Annotated in this window: 20 protein-coding genes; 7 read left to right on the top strand and 13 right to left on the bottom strand. The window is 56.5% G+C overall.

Annotated elements, in window-relative coordinates:
* Positions 1-31 precede the first annotated feature (31 nt).
* The 9 genes from flgJ to flgB are packed head-to-tail and all read right to left on the bottom strand — an operon-like array spanning position 32 to position 7244.
* Positions 32-985: a flagellar assembly peptidoglycan hydrolase FlgJ gene (gene flgJ, locus AC3WOK_RS01925; protein ID WP_492353832.1), complete on the bottom strand. Its 954-nt coding sequence runs from the start codon at positions 983-985 to the stop codon at positions 32-34.
* Positions 985-2082, bottom strand: a complete 1098-nt coding sequence (locus tag AC3WOK_RS01920) for a flagellar basal body P-ring protein FlgI (protein WP_029740346.1) — start codon at positions 2080-2082, stop codon at positions 985-987. The genes flgJ and AC3WOK_RS01920 overlap by 1 nt, the downstream gene beginning before the upstream one ends.
* A 12-nt stretch (positions 2083-2094) precedes the next feature.
* Positions 2095-2793, bottom strand: coding sequence for a flagellar basal body L-ring protein FlgH (gene flgH / locus AC3WOK_RS01915; protein WP_023335267.1), 699 nt, complete (start codon positions 2791-2793; stop codon positions 2095-2097).
* A 57-nt stretch (positions 2794-2850) separates the two neighbouring features.
* On the bottom strand, positions 2851-3633 hold the full coding sequence (gene flgG / locus AC3WOK_RS01910; RefSeq protein ID WP_008500810.1) for a flagellar basal-body rod protein FlgG: 783 nt from the start codon (positions 3631-3633) through the stop codon (positions 2851-2853).
* An 11-nt stretch (positions 3634-3644) separates the two neighbouring features.
* Positions 3645-4400, bottom strand: coding sequence for a flagellar basal body rod protein FlgF (locus AC3WOK_RS01905; protein WP_029740347.1), 756 nt, complete (start codon positions 4398-4400; stop codon positions 3645-3647).
* Positions 4401-4420: 20 nt separating this feature from the next.
* On the bottom strand, positions 4421-5671 hold the full coding sequence (flgE, locus tag AC3WOK_RS01900) for a flagellar hook protein FlgE (protein WP_047349004.1): 1251 nt from the start codon (positions 5669-5671) through the stop codon (positions 4421-4423).
* A gap of 26 nt (positions 5672-5697) precedes the next feature.
* Entirely contained in the window at positions 5698-6408 is a 711-nt protein-coding gene (flgD, locus tag AC3WOK_RS01895) for a flagellar hook assembly protein FlgD (protein WP_059311037.1), read from the bottom strand.
* A gap of 11 nt (positions 6409-6419) precedes the next feature.
* Positions 6420-6824 carry a flagellar basal body rod protein FlgC gene (gene flgC / locus AC3WOK_RS01890; protein WP_008500814.1) on the bottom strand — a complete coding sequence of 135 codons (405 nt, stop codon included), beginning with the start codon at positions 6822-6824 and terminating at the stop codon, positions 6420-6422.
* A gap of 3 nt (positions 6825-6827) precedes the next feature.
* The gene (flgB, locus tag AC3WOK_RS01885) at positions 6828-7244 is read right to left on the bottom strand and encodes a flagellar basal body rod protein FlgB (RefSeq protein WP_492353831.1); all 417 of its coding nucleotides are present in this window, start codon (positions 7242-7244) and stop codon (positions 6828-6830) included.
* Between the two features lie 157 nt (positions 7245-7401).
* On the opposite strand from flgB, the gene flgA reads away from it, so the two are divergent.
* The 3 genes from flgA to flgN all read left to right on the top strand — a co-directional run bounded on the left by flgA (position 7402) and on the right by flgN (position 8878).
* Positions 7402-8061, top strand: coding sequence for a flagellar basal body P-ring formation chaperone FlgA (gene flgA / locus AC3WOK_RS01880; RefSeq protein ID WP_047349007.1), 660 nt, complete (start codon positions 7402-7404; stop codon positions 8059-8061).
* 93 nt (positions 8062-8154) lie between these two features.
* Entirely contained in the window at positions 8155-8448 is a 294-nt protein-coding gene (gene flgM / locus AC3WOK_RS01875; RefSeq protein WP_047349008.1) for a flagellar biosynthesis anti-sigma factor FlgM, read from the top strand.
* Between the two features lie 4 nt (positions 8449-8452).
* Positions 8453-8878, top strand: coding sequence for a flagella biosynthesis chaperone FlgN (gene flgN / locus AC3WOK_RS01870; protein ID WP_008500818.1), 426 nt, complete (start codon positions 8453-8455; stop codon positions 8876-8878).
* Between the two features lie 59 nt (positions 8879-8937).
* On the opposite strand, the gene murJ is transcribed toward flgN, so the two are convergent.
* The 4 genes from murJ to rimJ form a co-directional block, all read right to left on the bottom strand.
* Positions 8938-10473, bottom strand: a complete 1536-nt coding sequence (murJ, locus tag AC3WOK_RS01865; protein ID WP_492353830.1) for a murein biosynthesis integral membrane protein MurJ — start codon at positions 10471-10473, stop codon at positions 8938-8940.
* A gap of 129 nt (positions 10474-10602) precedes the next feature.
* Positions 10603-11526: a Gfo/Idh/MocA family protein gene (locus AC3WOK_RS01860; RefSeq protein ID WP_492353829.1), complete on the bottom strand. Its 924-nt coding sequence runs from the start codon at positions 11524-11526 to the stop codon at positions 10603-10605.
* 2 nt (positions 11527-11528) lie between these two features.
* Positions 11529-12179 carry a YceH family protein gene (locus tag AC3WOK_RS01855; protein WP_492353828.1) on the bottom strand — a complete coding sequence of 217 codons (651 nt, stop codon included), beginning with the start codon at positions 12177-12179 and terminating at the stop codon, positions 11529-11531.
* A gap of 9 nt (positions 12180-12188) precedes the next feature.
* On the bottom strand, positions 12189-12773 hold the full coding sequence (gene rimJ, locus AC3WOK_RS01850; RefSeq protein WP_008500822.1) for a ribosomal protein S5-alanine N-acetyltransferase: 585 nt from the start codon (positions 12771-12773) through the stop codon (positions 12189-12191).
* Positions 12774-13009: 236 nt separating this feature from the next.
* Here rimJ and mdtH point away from each other — a divergent pair, with 236 nt between their 5' ends.
* The 4 genes from mdtH (at position 13010) to dinI (ending at position 16395) form a co-directional block, all read left to right on the top strand.
* Complete coding sequence (gene mdtH, locus AC3WOK_RS01845) at positions 13010-14218, top strand: multidrug efflux MFS transporter MdtH (protein WP_063431610.1); 1209 nt, start codon at positions 13010-13012, stop codon at positions 14216-14218.
* Positions 14219-14341: 123 nt separating this feature from the next.
* Positions 14342-14902, top strand: a complete 561-nt coding sequence (locus AC3WOK_RS01840; RefSeq protein ID WP_047349013.1) for a lipoprotein — start codon at positions 14342-14344, stop codon at positions 14900-14902.
* Between the two features lie 126 nt (positions 14903-15028).
* Positions 15029-16075 (top strand): dihydroorotase, encoded by a 1047-nt coding sequence (gene pyrC, locus AC3WOK_RS01835; protein WP_059311045.1) that lies wholly within the window; start codon positions 15029-15031, stop codon positions 16073-16075.
* A gap of 74 nt (positions 16076-16149) precedes the next feature.
* The gene (dinI, locus tag AC3WOK_RS01830; RefSeq protein WP_008500826.1) at positions 16150-16395 is read left to right on the top strand and encodes a DNA damage-inducible protein I; all 246 of its coding nucleotides are present in this window, start codon (positions 16150-16152) and stop codon (positions 16393-16395) included.
* Positions 16396-16654: the final 259 nt, after the last annotated feature.

The following is a 16654-nucleotide window of genomic DNA, read 5'->3' as shown; positions in this document are numbered from 1 at the left end:
ATCGGCAACCTCCACCGGGACTTGAGAACTTTCAGAACAGATTTTCAATATCTGTGCTATAGGCTTTGCTGACCTTCTCGCCCATGGATTTCAGCTGCTGGATCATGCTGGTGAGCTTGCGCGCATAGTTCGGGTCGGTCGCGTAGCCCGCATTTTGCAGAGCCTGCGCCCCCTGCTCCGCCGTCGCCGCCTGCGTAACGGCGGTATAGCGCGGATTGCGGCTCAGCAGGCCCACATAATCGGACAACGCTTCCAGATAAGAGCTGTAGACGCGGAATTTTGCTTTGACCTTCACCGCCGCACCGTTCTCGTACTCGGTGGTGGTGATCTCCGTCGTCGGCCCTTTCCAGCTGGAAGTGGCTTTCACGCCGAAGATGTTGAAGCTCGGCTCACCGTTTTCCTTGCGGATCTGGCGCTGACCCCAGCCCGACTCCAGCGCGGCCTGCGCCAGAATCAGGTGATGCGGCACGCCGCTCTGCTGGCTGGCAAGGCGCGCAGGCAGAGAAAGCTGCGCCAGGAAGTCTTTGCTGTCACCCGAGAGCGGCTCATCGCCACTGTCCGTCGCTTTAGGTATGGCTTTACGCACCATTTGCGTCAGGGCCTGGTTCTGATAACTGGTCACCGTTTCCAGGTCGAACTTCATCGGCACCTGCTCCGGCCGATCCTGAGGCTGAATACCCTGCGCGGCTTCGGTCTGTTTCACAATCATGTCAGCCAGACCGAGGCCTTTCCCGGCGGTCATCTGCTGCGCAATCTGCTGGTCATACATGCTGGTGTAGAGACGCGTTGAATCACTGCTGAACATCCCGTCTTTCGGCAGGGTTTCACGCATGCTCTTCAGCATCATCTGTACAAACATCCCCTCCACCTGGCTGGCGACCGGGCGGATATTCGCCGCCGGGTCTTTGCCTGCTTTGGTTTTCAGTTCGTTGAGCGACTGGGCATCCCAGGCTGCACTGGTCAACAGTTTGCTATCGGTCAGCATTAGATGATTTCCAGTTTGGCGCGCAGGCAGCCCGCGCTTTGCATGGATTGCAGGATGGACATCAGGTCCATCGGCGTTGCCCCCAGAGCGTTCAGGGCGCGCACCACGCTGTTCAGGTTGGCGCTGGAGCGAACGCTCTGCAGTGAGCCGCCGCTCTGGCGCATATCAATCTGCGTTTGCGGTGTCACTACGGTCTGACCGCCACCAAATGGCGTGTTAGGCTGGCTCACGTTCGCAGAGCGGTTTACCGTCACGGAGAGGTTACCCTGCGCGACGGCACAGCTGTCCAGCGACACTTCCCGGTTCATCACGACCGAGCCGGTACGGGAGTTGATGATCACCTTGGCGTCCTGTACCGGAACGTTCACTTCCATATTCTGGATATCTGCCAGCATGCGCACCTGGTTGCTGCTGCCCGTGGAGGTACGGATCTGCACGGTGCGCGCATCCAGCGCCGTTGCATTACCGTAGCCGCGGCTGCGGTTGATGGTATCGGCAATTTGCTGGGCCATCGTGAAGTCTTCATTGTTGAGCTGCAGGTTAATGGTATTGCCCGCGCCAAACTGGGTAGGCAGTTCACGCTCAATGATCGCACCGTTGGTGATACGTCCACCGTTAAGCTGGTTCACCTGCACGCTGCTTCCGCCTGCGGATGCACCCGCACCGCCGACCAGAATGTTACCCTGCGCCAGCGCATACACCTGGCTGTCGACGCCCTTCAGCGGGGTCATCAGCAGCGTACCGCCGCGCAGGCTTTTGGCGTTACCCATTGAGGAAACCACCACGTCAATGGTCTGCCCCTGACGCGCGAACGCCGGGTAGGACGCGGTGACCATCACCGCGGCCACGTTTTTCAGCTGCATGTTGGTTCCCGCCGGCACGGTAATGCCGAGCTGGGAGAGCATGTTGTTCAGGCTTTGGGTCGTGAAGGGCGTCTGGGTCGTCTGGTCACCGGTACCATCCAGCCCCACCACCAGGCCATAGCCAATCAGCGAGTTCTCACGTACGCCCTGGACGCTGGTGAGATCGCGAATACGGTCAGCCTGGGCAAACGTTGCCACCAGCGCGAGCGCCACGGCGAAGATCGATTTAAACATGGGTCACCTCGCTTACATCGGCGATAAATTAAGGAAGAAGCGCTGCAGCCAACCCATATTTTGCGCTTCATTGATATAGCCGTTACCGACGTACTCAATGCGCGCATCCGCCACCTGAGTGGACGGAACGGTGTTGGTGCCGCTGATGGTGCGAGGGTTAACCACGCCCGAGAAACGAATGAATTCAGTGCCCTGGTTGATGGCGATCTGTTTTTCACCCACAACGTGTAAGTTGCCGTTAACCAGCACCTGGTCAACCGTGACCGTCAGCGTGCCGCTGAAGGTATTGCTGGCGTTCGCGCCGCCTTTACCATTGAAGGTGTTGCCGCCAGAGGCATCGACATCAGCACGCGCATTGCCGAACAGGCCCTGCAGATAGCGCGGTACGGTATCGAAGCCAAAATTCGTTTTGCCATCGCGGCTGGCATTCGCCGACGAGCTTTTGCTCGCGCTGACGTTTTCCTGCAGCACAATGGTCAATGTATCGCCGACATTACGCGGGCGGCGATCTTCAAACAGCGGCTGATAGCCGTAATTAATCGGCTGCGCGGTCTGGAAAATGGAGCCGTTTACCACTGGCGCGGGGCCAGGAACGGGTTGGGCAGTCGTCGCACCCTGGACCAATGGTTTAGACGGGATCAAAGCACACCCGCTGAGGGTGACAGCCAGAACAGTCAGTATCGGATAACGAAACGCCGCGTTTTTTTGCATTGCCTTCATCTTCGAAAACAGGGAGCCGGTGCGGCGTTTACCGCACCGGACTACACCTTAGAGTTGCGTCAGTTTCTGCAGCATCTGATCGGTCGTCGACACTGCTTTACTGTTAATTTCATACGCGCGCTGGACCTGGATCATATTCACCAGCTCTTCCGCGACGTTTACGTTGGAGGTTTCAACATAGCCCTGATACAGCAGGCCCGCGCCGTTCAGGCCCGGGGTGCTCTCATTTGGCGTACCGGAGGATTGCGTTTCGGTGTAGAGGTTCTCACCAATGCTTTCCAGACCGGTATCGTTCATGAAGGTGGTCAGGTTGAGCTGTCCAACCTGAACCGGCGCGGCCTGTCCCTGCTGAGTCACGCTGACCACGCCGTCACGTCCAATGGTAATGCTCAGGGCATTCGCCGGAATGGTGATCGCAGGTTGAACCTGGAAGCCGCCCGCCGTTACCAGCTGGCCGTTCTGATCGACCTGGAACGAGCCGTCGCGGGTATAGGCAGAGGTCCCGTCAGGCAGCTGCACCTGGAAGAAGCCCTGGCCTTTGATCGCCACGTCTTTGCTGTTGTTGGTCTGAGACAGGTTCCCCTGGCTGTGCAGACGCTCGGTGGCGACCGGACGAACGCCGGTACCGATCTGCAGGCCTGACGGCAGCGTCGTCTGTTCAGAAGACTGCGCACCCGGCTGGCGGATGGTTTGATAAAGCAAATCTTCGAAAACGGCGCGCTGACGCTTGAAACCATTGGTACTCACGTTTGCCAGGTTGTTGGCAATTACGTCCATATTGGTTTGCTGGGCGTCCAGGCCAGTTTTCGCGATCCATAAAGAACTGATCATAAGGAGTCCTGTTAACTCATAGCCAGAAGTTGGTTAGCCTTGCCCGCGTTTTCATCCACGCTGCTGATGATTTTCATCTGCATTTCAAAACGGCGGGCGCTGGCGATCATGTCGCTCATGGCGGCTACCGGCTTAACGTTGCTGCCTTCCAGCACGCCCGACATCACGCGAATGCTCGGATCGGCCTGTAGCGTGGCACCACGCGTCGCCTGAGCCGCCTGGGTCAGACGGAACATGCCGTCGTCACCACGCTGTACGTCTTTACCTTCCGCTTTAACCAGCTTCAGACGTCCGACGGGCGCAACGGTATTGGCCGGATCGCCCGGGTTCAGCGCCGAAATGGTGCCGTCCGCGGCGATAGTCAGCTCCGAGCCTTCCGGCACGGTCAGCGGACCCGCTTCACCCATTACCGGGTGACCCTGAATCGTTAACTGGCCCGTCGCGCTCACCTGGATATTCCCGTTACGGGTATAGCCTTCGCTGCCGTCCGCCGTCTGCACCGCCAGCCAGCCGTCCTGCTGCAGAGCAACGTCCAGCGGGCGTGAGGTGTAATCCATCTGCCCTGGCGTCATATCTGCGCCAGGGGTCGATGCGGTGACCAGCGTACGGGTCGGCAAGGAGAGCCCTTCCACCGGGACCGCGCGCAGCGCATTAAGCTGCGCGCGAAAGCCCGGCGTAGAGGCGTTTGCCAGGTTGCTGGCGGTAACGGCCTGCTGATTGAGCGTCTGGCTTGCCGCGCCCATCGCGGTATAGATTGCGTGATCCATTGCGCTTTCCTGTTAGCCGCTTAACGCAGGTTAACCAGCGTGTTGAGGATCTGGTCCTGGGTTTTGATGGTCTGCGCGTTCGACTGATAGTTACGCTGCGCGACGATCATGTTCACCAGTTCTTTACTCATATCCACGTTGGAAGCCTCCAGCGCGCCGTTGGTCAGCTTGCCGAAGTTACCGGTGCCCGCTGTACCTAACAGCGCCACGCCGGATGACTGGGTGGCAGACCAGACGTTATCGCCTTCCGATTTCAGGCCTTCGTTGTTGGCGAAGTTTGCCAGCACGATCTGACCGAGAACCTGAGACTGTTCGTTGGAGTAGTTTCCTACCACGGTGCCATCGTCGTTGATCTCGTAGCTCACCAGATCGCCAGGCTTGTAGCCATTCTGCGTGGTATTCACAACGCTGTTCGCGCCGGTGTTCTGCTGCATGGAATTCTGGAAGCTGAGGGAGAAGGTCGCCGCCGTCGCACCGCCGACAGAGCCGGTGGTGATGTTAATGGCCGGCGTGGCGTTTGGCGTTGCGCTCAGTACACCCGCAGCGTTGTAGTTGTAAACGCCCGCCAGGTTACCGTTCGCATCGAAGTTCATCTGCGCCGCTTTCGTCGCGGTAGAACCAGCTACGCTGCCGTCCTGCGTGTAAAGATCCCATTTATTGTCAGCTGTCTTCACGTAGTAGACATACATATTGTGGGCGTTACCCTGGCTGTCGAAGACGGTCACGGTACCTTTTTTGTTATAGGTATCCGAGTTGGTCGCATCGAACGGGGCAGTTTGCACAGGATCGGTTGAGTTCAGGTTGATCTGCTGCGCCGCGGTAGTAGTGGCTTTCGCCGACATCAGCGTATTCGGAATGGTGATAGCCTGAGGGTTCGCACCGGTCTGAATCGTCGGAGGGGTGCCTGCTGCCGGATAGCCTGTGACCTGCATACCCTGCATGTTCACCAGCGTACGGTTTTCGTCCAGCTTGAACTGGCCGTTACGGCTGTAGAATACAGAACCGTTGGAATCGACCATACGGAAGAAACCGTTCTGGCTAATGGCAACGTCCAGACCGCGACCGGTATTGGTAGTAGTACCGTCGGTGAAGTCCTGAGTGATACCTGCGACCTTCACGCCGAGGCCGACTTTGGAACCGGCAAACATGTCTGCAAAGGAAGCAGAACCGGATTTAAAACCATAGGTCGCGGAGTTGGCAATGTTGTTGCCAATGACGTCCAGGTTGGTGGCCGCAGCATTCAGGCCGCTGACCGCTTGAGAAAAGGCCATGACTTACTCCTGATAAGTGTTAGGGCTTAGATAATCTGCCGAACTTCGTCGAGTGTGGTGGTACCAGAGGTACCCAAATCCAGTTTGTTGCCGTCGCTACCTTTAATTACGCCCTGGACCAGCGCGAACTGCAGCGGCTGTGCCACCAGTTGGGTGGTCCCTTTGCTGGCGCTGATTGCCACTTTGTAGGAACCGTTCGGCGCTTTGGTGCCGTCGGTCAGGGTGCCATCCCAGGTAAAGGTGTGAACGCCTGCCTTCAGTTCACCAATTTCGATGGTGCGAACCACCGCGCCGGTTGAGTCGGTGATCGTCGCGGTCACTTTGTCAGCCGGCTGCTGCAGTTCAACGCCAAACGGCGTGGTGGTCGTGGTGGCGTTGCCATCGGTGGTGCTGGTGCCCGCCAGGATCGTGGTACCCGGGATCATCACCCCGTGACCAATCAGGCTTGCCGCCTGCAGAGACTGGGCGCTGTTAATCTGGCCAGAGACGGAACCGAGGGTGGTGTTCAGTTTCTCAATGCCGCTCACGGTACTGATCTGCGCAAGCTGCGTGGTCAGTTCGTTGTTCTGCATTGGGTTAGTCGGGTCCTGGTTCTTAAGCTGAGCCACCAGCAGCGTCAGAAAGCTGCCCTGAAGGTCGGCGGCGTTACTCCCCGTCAGGGAGTTAGAACCTGTCGAACTGCTCGTGTTATTAACACCCGAGTTCGTAGGATCATTCACATTTACGGCGATGGACATGCATGTCTCCTTTACTGGCCGAGAGTGAGTGTTTTGAGCATCATGCTCTTCACGGTATTAAGCACTTCGACGTTGGCCTGGTAGCTGCGGGAAGCCGACATGGAGTTCACCATCTCACCCACCACATCCACGTTCGGCATTTTCACGTATCCGCTGGCATCCGCGAGCGGGTTACCTGGCTCATACACCAGCCGGTCCGGTGCCTGGCTCTCTACCACATCCGAAACCTTCACGCCGCCCGTCGCCGCGCCTGGCGCAGCATCGACCTGAAAGACAACCTGTTTGGCACGGTAAGGCTGCCCGTCAGGTCCGGTCACGCTGTCGGCGTTAGCCAGGTTACTGGCGGCCACGTTCAGACGTTTGGATTGAGCGGTTAACGCCGAACCGGCGATATCAAAAATATTCAGCAAGGCCATCTATCAGTTGCCCCCCTGCAGGACGTTCATCATGCCTTTGATTTGTCCGCCGAGTACGGTCAGGCCCGTCTGGTATTTCAGGCTGTTATCGGCAAACTGTGTACGCTCCCGGTCCATATCCACGGTGTTACCGTCGAGTGAGGGCTGATCGGGAATGCGATAAAGTAAATCGGTCGCTGGCACGGTCATCGCCTGAGCAGGAATATGGCGAGAGGATGTCATGGCGAGTGCAACACCCGTTCCTTCGGCACGTCCACGCTCCATCACCTTTTTGAGCTCACTGGAAAAATCAATATCGCGCGCCTGATACCCCGGCGTATCGGCGTTAGCGATATTGGCGGCTAAAATCTCCTGCCGCTGGGCGCGTAAATTGAGCGCTTCCTGCTGAAAACGTAACGCGGCGTCGAGTTTATCGAGCATGTCTCCTCCGCTGATGGCAAAATTTCAGTTCACAGCTTAAATCTCACCCGGTCTCCCCTATCGACGGAATAAGCGCAAAATGCGTCGCTATTTATTCCGTTGATGCAAAACCACTGCAGGTAGAATTCACTCAACTCTGGAAACGGTGGAACTTGCGATGCAAACGTTAAAACGTGGCCTGGTGGCGACTTTCTTGCTGTTTAGCCCTCTGGTGCAGGCTGAGGGTTTACAGGAGCAGTTAACGACCTTTTTTGCTGAAAAACTGGCAGGCTTTAGCGATGACGTTACCGTTAGCGTGCGCACGCCACCGAATCTGTACCCGACGTGTGACCAGCCGTCATTCAGCGTGGTGGGGTTCACCAAGCTGTGGGGAAATGTGAACGTGCTGGCACGCTGCGCCAATGAAAAACGCTATTTACAGGTTGCAGTTCAGGCGACGGGCAATTATGTTGTCGCCGCCGTGCCCATTGCGCGCGGCAGCGTGCTGCAGGCAAACAGCGTGACGCTGAAACGCGGGCGTCTGGATCAGTTGCCTCCACGAACCATGCTCGAAATAAATCAGGCACAGGATGCCGTCAGCCTGCGCGATGTCGCGCCCGGCCAGCCGATACAGCTCTCAATGCTGCGTCAGGCATGGCGGGTAAAAGCGGGCCAGCAGGTGATGGTCGTGGCCAACGGAGAGGGCTTTAGCATCAACAGTGAAGGGAAAGCATTAAACAATGCCGCGGTGGCGCAAAACGCCCGCGTCAGAATGTCTTCAGGCCAGGTGGTGAGCGGAACCGTCGATGCTGATGGGAATATTCTGATTAACCTATAATCTTTTTAAAGATTTCGCGGCGCTTGCCGATAAATATTCAACTAATGATGATGTCAGGCGCAAACGCCGCGAACCCTCGATGAGGACAACACTATGAGCATTGATCGTACATCAGCCCTGAAGCCGGTAAGCGCTGTACAGCCTCGCGAAACGAATGACGCTGCCCCGCAAAAAGCGCGTCTGGAAAAACCGTCAACGGCCAACAGCACCAGCGTGACCCTGAGCGACGCTCAGGCAAAACTGATGCAGCCAGGCAGCAACGATATCAACATGGAACGTGTTGAAGCGCTGAAAACGGCTATTCGTAACGGTGAACTGAAAATGGATACCAGCAAGATCGCTGATGCCCTGATTCAGGAAGCACAGAGTTTCTTACAGAGTAACTAAGCGTATGAGTCGACTGTCAGAAATACTGGATCAAATGACGGTTGTCCTGAACGACCTGAAAACGGTAATGGACGCTGAACAGCAGCATCTCTCTTCCGGTCACATCAACGGCAGCGCGCTGCAGCGTATTACTGAAGACAAAAGTTCGCTTCTGGCGACGCTGGATTATCTGGAGCAGCAGCGCCGCGCTGAGCAAGATCCTAAGCGTAGCGCCAATGACGATATTATTGAGCGCTGGCAGACCATTACTGAAAAAACACAGCACCTGCGCGATCTTAACCAGCACAACGGCTGGCTACTGGAAGGTCAGATTGAACGTAATCAGCAGGCGCTTGAGGTGTTGAAACCGCATAAAGAAACCGGACTGTACGGTGCGGATGGTCAGACAGCGACTGCGCGCATTGCGGGTGTTAAAAAGATTTCGATTTGAAGCATAACCGACAAATCATGCAGCGGGGAGCACCATAAGGTGAACTCCCCTTTTGGCGTTTATGCCGTACGGCGGGCAAACTCTTTCACCTTGAAGCCCAATACGGCGAGCGTGGCAAAGTAAGCCACCACCCCAACCCCCACCACGGCCATCAGGCGCATCAGACGGTAGGGCATGGTGCCCAGGGACCACTCAGGCATCACGTACAGCATCCCAAGTAACGCGGCAGACATCACCAGTACCGCAACGATGAGACGCACGAGGAAGCTCCCCCAGCCCGGCTGCGGCGTGAAAATATCCTGCTTGCGCAGCTGCCAGTACAGCAGCCCGGCGTTCAGACAGGCCGCCAGACCAATCGATAATGACAGACCTGCATGCTTCAGCGGGCCAATAAACGCGAGGTTCATCAGCTGCGTCATAATCAGCGTCACAATGGCAATTTTCACCGGCGTTTTAATGTCCTGACGCGAATAGAAGCCCGGTGCCAGCACCTTGACGACGATCAGCCCCATCAACCCGACCGAGTAGGCAATCAGCGCGCGCTGCGTCATGGCAGCATCAAACGCGGTGAATTTCCCGTACTGGAAAAGCGACACCGTCAGCGGTTTGGCCAGAATCCCTAGCGCCACTGCGCTTGGCAGGGCCAGCAGGAAGCAGAGACGTAACCCCCAGTCCATCAGGCGGCAATATTCGTCGTGATTGCCGCTGGCAAAACTTTTCGACAACGACGGCAGCAGGATGGTCCCCAGCGCCACGCCCAGCACCCCGGACGGAAACTCCATCAGACGGTCTGCGTAGTACATCCAGGAAACCGAGCCGGACACGAGGAATGAGGCAAAGATGGTGTTGATGATAAGCGAGATCTGGCTGACGGAGACGCCAAGAATGGCGGGCCCCATCTGCTTAATAACGCGCATCGCCCCGGCATCTTTTAAATTAATGCGCGGCAGCACCAGCATGCCAATTTTTTTCAGATGCGGCAGCTGATAGGCCAGCTGCAGCACCCCGCCCACGGTGACCGCCCAGGCCAGCGCCAGCACCGGCGGGTTGAAGTGCGGCGCGGCGAACAGGGCAAAACCGATCATGCTGACGTTGAGAAACGTCGGCGCAAACGCCGGGACAGAGAAGCGGTTCCAGGTGTTCAGGATGGCTCCCACCAGCGAGGCCAGCGAGATCAGCAAAATATAGGGAAAGGTAATACGCAGCAGCTGCGAGGTCAGGGCAAATTTATCTGCCGTATCGGCAAAACCGGGCGCGGTCACCATTATTACCCAGGGCGCGGCCAGCATCCCGATGACGGTTACCACGGCCAGGGCCAGCGTCAGCAACCCGGAGACATACGAAACAAATATGCGCGTCGCGTCTTCACCCTGCTTGCTTTTATATTCCGCAAGGATAGGAACGAACGCCTGGGAAAACGCCCCTTCAGCAAAAATACGGCGCAGGAGGTTCGGCAATTTAAACGCGACGAAAAAGGCGTCCGTTGCCATCCCTGCACCAAAGACCCTTGCCACAATGGCATCACGCGCAAAACCAAGCACGCGGGAGAACATGGTCATCGAGCTGACGGCTGCCAGCGATTTTAATAAGTTCATTAACGTGAATTTCCAGAACCATACGGATTTGTAGGCCAGGTAAGCGAAAGCGCCACCCGGCAAAGCCAACAAGCGGCGCTTAGTCTAACCCGATTTCAACGAATTACTATCCGCAGATGTTACAGCGAGTTATTCACTCATGGCTTCGCGCCAGAGCCGTTCCACAATGCGCTGCGCCATAATGGCCTGCTCGCCGGACGTTTCAGGAACCGTCTGATTTTGCACGCAGGTAATAAAGTGGCGGGCGCATCCTGCGAAACCGCGCTGCTCCAGGGTACTCTGCCAGCCGGGCGCCGGGAGCGTCACCACGCCATTCCCCTTCTCCTCGCGCCACGCCCGCATGTCGGTAATGTCGTACAGCGCGCCGTCAGTGACGGCCTGAACGCATTCGCGCTGGCTGCCCGCGCGACGATGCATGCTGGTCGTTACCTGCAGATGGTCAATTGCGAAGTGATGTTCGGCATAGACCATCTCGCCCTGTTCGTTCGTCAGGAGCGTCCCGCTTTGCAGATGCGCATTGCCGCCGGCGAGCCACAGCGCCGTATCCACAACGTGCAGATAGTCATCCAGCAGCGTGAAGCGCAGATCGTTTGGGCCAATGCTGTCGGTACGGTGCTTATCCATCCGCAGCGAGGCAAGCGTGCCGGACTCCGCCTTCAGCTGCTGGTAAAGCGGCGCGAAGCGGCGGTTGAAACCGACCATCAGCGTCAGGTTTTTACGTGCCGCCAGCTCAATCAGCCGTTCCGCGTCCTGAACATTTTCAGCCAGCGGTTTATCCACGCAGACGTGGACACCCGCATTAAGCAGCTCGCTCACCACCTGATAGTGGGTTGCCGTTGAGGTATGCACAAAGACCGCATCGCACTCGCGGGCCAGATCCTGCAGAGAGGCGGCATACGGGATGCGCCAGGTTTCGCAGATGCGCTCGGCCTTCTCGCGCGTGGGCGACCATGCCCCCTGAAGCGTCCAGTCCGTCGCCGCACCTAATACCGGTAGCCAGGCTTTTTGCGCGATCCCGCCCAGCCCCACTACGCCTACACGTAATTTTTTCACCGTTAGTCTCCCAGGTGTGCCAGCAACGCATCCAGACGCTGTTTCAGCCCGGCGACCTCTTCTTCCAGCGCGTCCACGCGGGCAGCCAAATCGTCATTTCCATCAGTAACATCGGTGATAATGGAATTAACTGAAATATCAATTTCGCCGCTGAAGAGATGCATATAGCGGCTTTCACGCTTGCCCGGCTCGCGCGCCAGACGCGCCACGTAAGGGCCGTCTTCACGTGTGGCCAGCCCTTCCAGGACCTGTTCAACTTCCTGCATATCCGCGAACTCGTGCATGCGGGAGGCTCGCGTGCGCAGCTCGCCCGGTGTTTGTGCCCCACGCAGCAACAGCGTGGTGATGACCGCCACTTCCGCACTGCTCAGCTTCAGGTCGCCAAATTCGGAATTACAAAACCGCTGTTCGTATTTGGTGACGCGGTTGCCGAAGCCGCTCACGGTGCGCAGATAGTGGCGTTTTACCAGCGCATCCAGCACGTCCTGAACGTCATCCTCGCTAAGGTTCATGACCGGCTCGCGGTTGGTCTTCTGGTTGCAGGCCATGGTCACGGCGTTGACGGAGAGCGGATACTGCTCCGGCGTGGTGACCTGTTTTTCAAGTAAGCACCCAATCACGCGCGCTTCTGTACCGTTTAGCTGATACTTCATCTTTTCTCCTTAACGACCTGCAGTCCAGTCCCGGGTGGTTAATGCTGTCAGAACGTGGTCGCGCCACTCTCCGTCTATCAGCAGATAGTCTTTGGCATAACCCTCTTTCTCGAACCCTAAACGCGCCAGCAAATTCCCGCTGCGCTGATTATGCGGCATATAGTTCGCCATAATACGATGGATATGTTGCGTGCGTTGCATGTAGCGGATCGCCACCGTCAGCGCCTCATACATTAGCCCCTGCCCCTGCCATTTCTGACCAATGGAGTAGCCCAGGTAACAGGCGTGAAACGATCCGCGCACCACGTTTGAAAAATTGGCGATCCCGATAATCTCTTTCTCTTCAGGATCGAGCAGCGCGAAATAAAACGCGCTGCCCTGCTTGTGAAATTCCGTAATCATGCTGAGGCGCGCCTGCCAGCCGGAAGGGTAACAATGGCTCTCATCCCGAACGGGTTCCCAGGGTTTTAAAAACTGGCGATTCTCGGCGTAATAATCCGCCAGACGCCAGGCATCACGCTCATGCACCAGACGAACGACCAGCCTGTCCGTTGTCAGACGCACTTTTGGCACATTACTGCGATAGCCAAACATCGATACCACTCCTTCCCGTCACTTCTGCTTACCCATTAGCTTTACTATACCTGCGCCTGTGCCGTCTGTGAAAACAGTGACATACCATTTTGCCCGCTTTTCACATTTTTCGATGAGAACTCTCTATCAAAGCGCGCTTTTGATAAAAAAATATTGTCACGTGCAGGGGTGGGAAAAAACGCAGCGACACCGCAGAATGTTAGCGTGCTCACCATCCTATTTTCCCTGGAGGGAAAATGTCCCGCGTATCACAGGCCAGGAGCCTGGGTAAATATTTCCTGCTGGTCGATAACATGCTGGTCGTACTCGGCTTTTTCGTCGTGTTTCCTCTCATCTCGATTCGCTTCGTCGATCAAATGGGCTGGGCGGCGCTGATGGTCGGTATCGCGCTAGGGTTGCGTCAGTTTGTTCAGCAAGGCCTGGGCGTATTTGGCGGTGCCATCGCCGACCGCTTTGGTGCTAAACCGATGATCGTCACCGGCATGCTGCTCCGCGCGGCAGGCTTTGCCACGATGGCGATTGCCCAGGAGCCCTGGCTGCTCTGGTTCTCCTGCTTCCTCTCCGGTATAGGAGGCACCCTGTTCGATCCGCCGCGCACCGCGCTGGTGGTGAAGTTGATTCGCCCGCAGCATCGCGGCCGTTTCTTCTCGATCCTGATGATGCAGGACAGTGCCGGGGCGGTTATCGGCGCGCTGTTGGGAAGCTGGCTGCTGCAGTATGACTTCCGCCTGGTCTGTGCGGCTGGCGCGGTGCTCTTTATCCTGTGCGCGCTGTTTAACGGCATGTTCCTGCCGGCGTGGAAACTGTCGACCGTTAAAGCACCGGTCCGGGAAGGACTTGGCCGCGTCCTGCGCGACAGGCGTTTTGTCACCTATGTACTGACCCTGACGGGGTATTACATGCTTGCTGTGCAGGTCATGCTGATGCTGCCGATCATGGTCAACGACATTGCAGGTACCCCTGCTGCCGTTAAGTGGATGTACGCCATTGAAGCCGCACTTTCCCTGACGCTGCTCTATCCGATTGCCCGCTGGAGCGAACGGCGTTTTCGTCTCGAGCATCGCCTGATGGCTGGCCTGTTCCTGATGACGCTGAGCATGATGCCGATCGGCCTGGTGAACTCACTTCAGCAGCTGTTTACGCTGATTTGCACGTTCTATATCGGCTCCATCATCGCCGAACCGGCCCGTGAAACGCTGAGCGCCTCGCTCGCGGATGCACGCGCCCGCGGCAGCTATATGGGGTTCAGCCGGCTGGGGCTGGCCCTCGGTGGCGCATTAGGTTACGCCGGCGGCGGCTGGTTGTTTGATGCCGGCAAAGCGTTACATCAACCCGAGCTCCCCTGGATGATGCTCGGCGCGGTGGGCTTTATGACGCTCCTTGCCCTGTGGTGGCAGTTCAGCCCGAAACGCAGCGCGAGCGGTATGCTCGAACCCGGCGCATAGCCTTTTCCTCGGGCGGGAATCTCTCCCGCCCCACTTCTCAGTTTTTTCTGCTGGTTTCTGCTATTTCACACTGACATACTGGCGTAACAGGACAGAAGCGCCGATTTTTCGTTGAGGAACACTATGAAGAAAATTGTCTTTGCTGCTGCATTAATTGTCAGCGGTCTGCTGGTTGGCTGTAACCAGCTCACGCAATATACCGTCAGTGAGCAGGAAATTAATCAGGCGCTGGAAAAACATAACAATTTTTCTAAAGACATTGGCGTACCGGGGCTTGCGGACGCGCATATCGTGCTCACGAATCTGACCAGCCAGATTGGGCGGGAAGAGCCAAACAAAGTCACCCTGGCCGGTGATGCGGACCTCGATATGTCATCCCTCTTTGGTAATCAGAAAGCCAACATCAAGCTCAAGCTGAAGGCCCTGCCCGTTTTCAATAAAGAGAAAGGGGCCATTTTCCTGCAGGAAATGGAAGTCGTCGATGCGCAGGTTTCTCCGGACAAGATGGCGCCGGTTCTGCAAACCCTGATGCCCTATCTGAACCAGTCGCTGCGTAACTATTTTAACCAGCAGCCCGCGTACGTCTTAAGTGAAGACAAAAGCAAGGGTGAAGCTCTGGCGAAAAAATATGCAAAAGGCATAGAGGTGAAACCGGGAGAAATTATCATTCCTTTCACCGATTAACCTGAAGGGCGCTGCGGCGCCCTTTTTTTTACGGAAAAGTGTGCAAACGAAAACGTTTCCGCTTATGATTTGTGTCCGGCAAAAACAGCCATCCTTATGACTGATTCCTGACAAGCCGGAGCTTCCATGACTGCACAACCCCAGGTTCTTAAAATCCGCCGCCCTGACGACTGGCATATCCATCTGCGTGATGGCGATATGCTGAAAACCGTCGTGCCTTATACCAGCGAAATTTATGGCCGCGCGATTGTTATGCCTAACCTGGTTCCGCCAGTCACCACCGTCGATGCCGCGATTGCCTACCGCCAGCGCATCCTTGATGCCATTCCCGAGGGGCATGATTTTACCCCGCTGATGACCTGCTATCTGACCGATTCACTGGATCCGAACGAAGTGGAGCGCGGTTTTAACGAAGGCGTATTCACGGCGGCGAAACTCTACCCGGCGAATGCTACCACCAACTCCAGCCACGGCGTCACCAGCATTGATGCCATCATGCCGGTTCTGGAACGCATGCAGAAACTGGGCATGCCGCTGCTGGTCCATGGTGAAGTGACGCATGCCGAGATTGACATCTTCGACCGTGAAGCGCGTTTTATCGAAACCGTGATGGAGCCTCTGCGCCAGCGTCTGCCAGCGCTTAAGGTGGTCTTTGAGCATATCACCACCAAAGACGCAGCAGAGTATGTACGTGACGGCAATGAACTTATCGCCGCCACCATTACGCCACAGCACCTGATGTTTAACCGTAACCACATGCTGGTGGGCGGGGTGCGCCCTCACCTGTACTGCCTGCCCATCCTCAAGCGCAACATCCACCAGCAGGCGCTGCGCGAGCTGGTTGCCAGCGGGTTCTCCCGCGCCTTCCTTGGCACCGATTCCGCGCCTCACGCCCGCCATCGTAAAGAGGCGAGCTGCGGCTGTGCAGGCTGTTTTAACGCCCCAACGGCACTTGCCAGCTACGCGACCGTATTTGAAGAGATGAACGCCCTGGAACATTTCGAAGCGTTCTGCTCCCTCAACGGCCCGCGCTTCTACGGCCTGCCGGTCAATGACTCCTTCATTGAACTGGAGCGTAAAGCGAGCCACGTTGAGGAGTCCATTGCGCTGACGGATGACACGCTGATCCCATTCCTGGCCGGTGAAACCGTAAACTGGACGGTAAAACGTTAAAAAACCGAAGCCCCTTGTTGTCAAACCCATAATATACCTGTATAAATAAACAGTATATTACACAGGGGGCATTTATGCGTATTGAAGTCACCATAGCCAAAACTACCGTTCTGCCTGCCGGCGCGCTTGATGCCCTGGCAGGCGAACTATCCCGTCGTATTAACAACACTTTTCCCGACAACGCGGGTGCCGTAACGGTGCGTTACGCCGCGGCAAACAACCTGTCCGTCATTGGCGCTGCGAAAGAAGATAAAGATCGCATCAGCGAGATCCTGCAGGAAACGTGGGAAAGCGCAGACGACTGGTTCATCACTGATTAACACTGCTCCCTCATTGTGTTTTTTGCCGGGTCGCCCCGGCTTTTTTTCGTCTGAACATTCTGGAAGTTCAAATTAATTCGGTATCTTCTTTAAGAATCGTGAACAAGATGGTGTTTTATTGCTCGAACAATCCTAAAAAGCAGAAAAATGTGTTGCCAGCTGTTTATTTTTCCCTTCGGAACCCTTATTACTTGATATACTGAAGATGCTTTCAGAAAAACATGCATTGAACCTCAGAGCCGTTGTCTTCTAACACGCA

The sequence above is a fragment of the Enterobacter sp. FW301-JW81 genome (assembly GCF_058788735.1).
The sequence above is the reverse complement of the archived record's forward strand: the minus strand, read 5'-3'. Positions and strand labels throughout refer to the sequence as shown.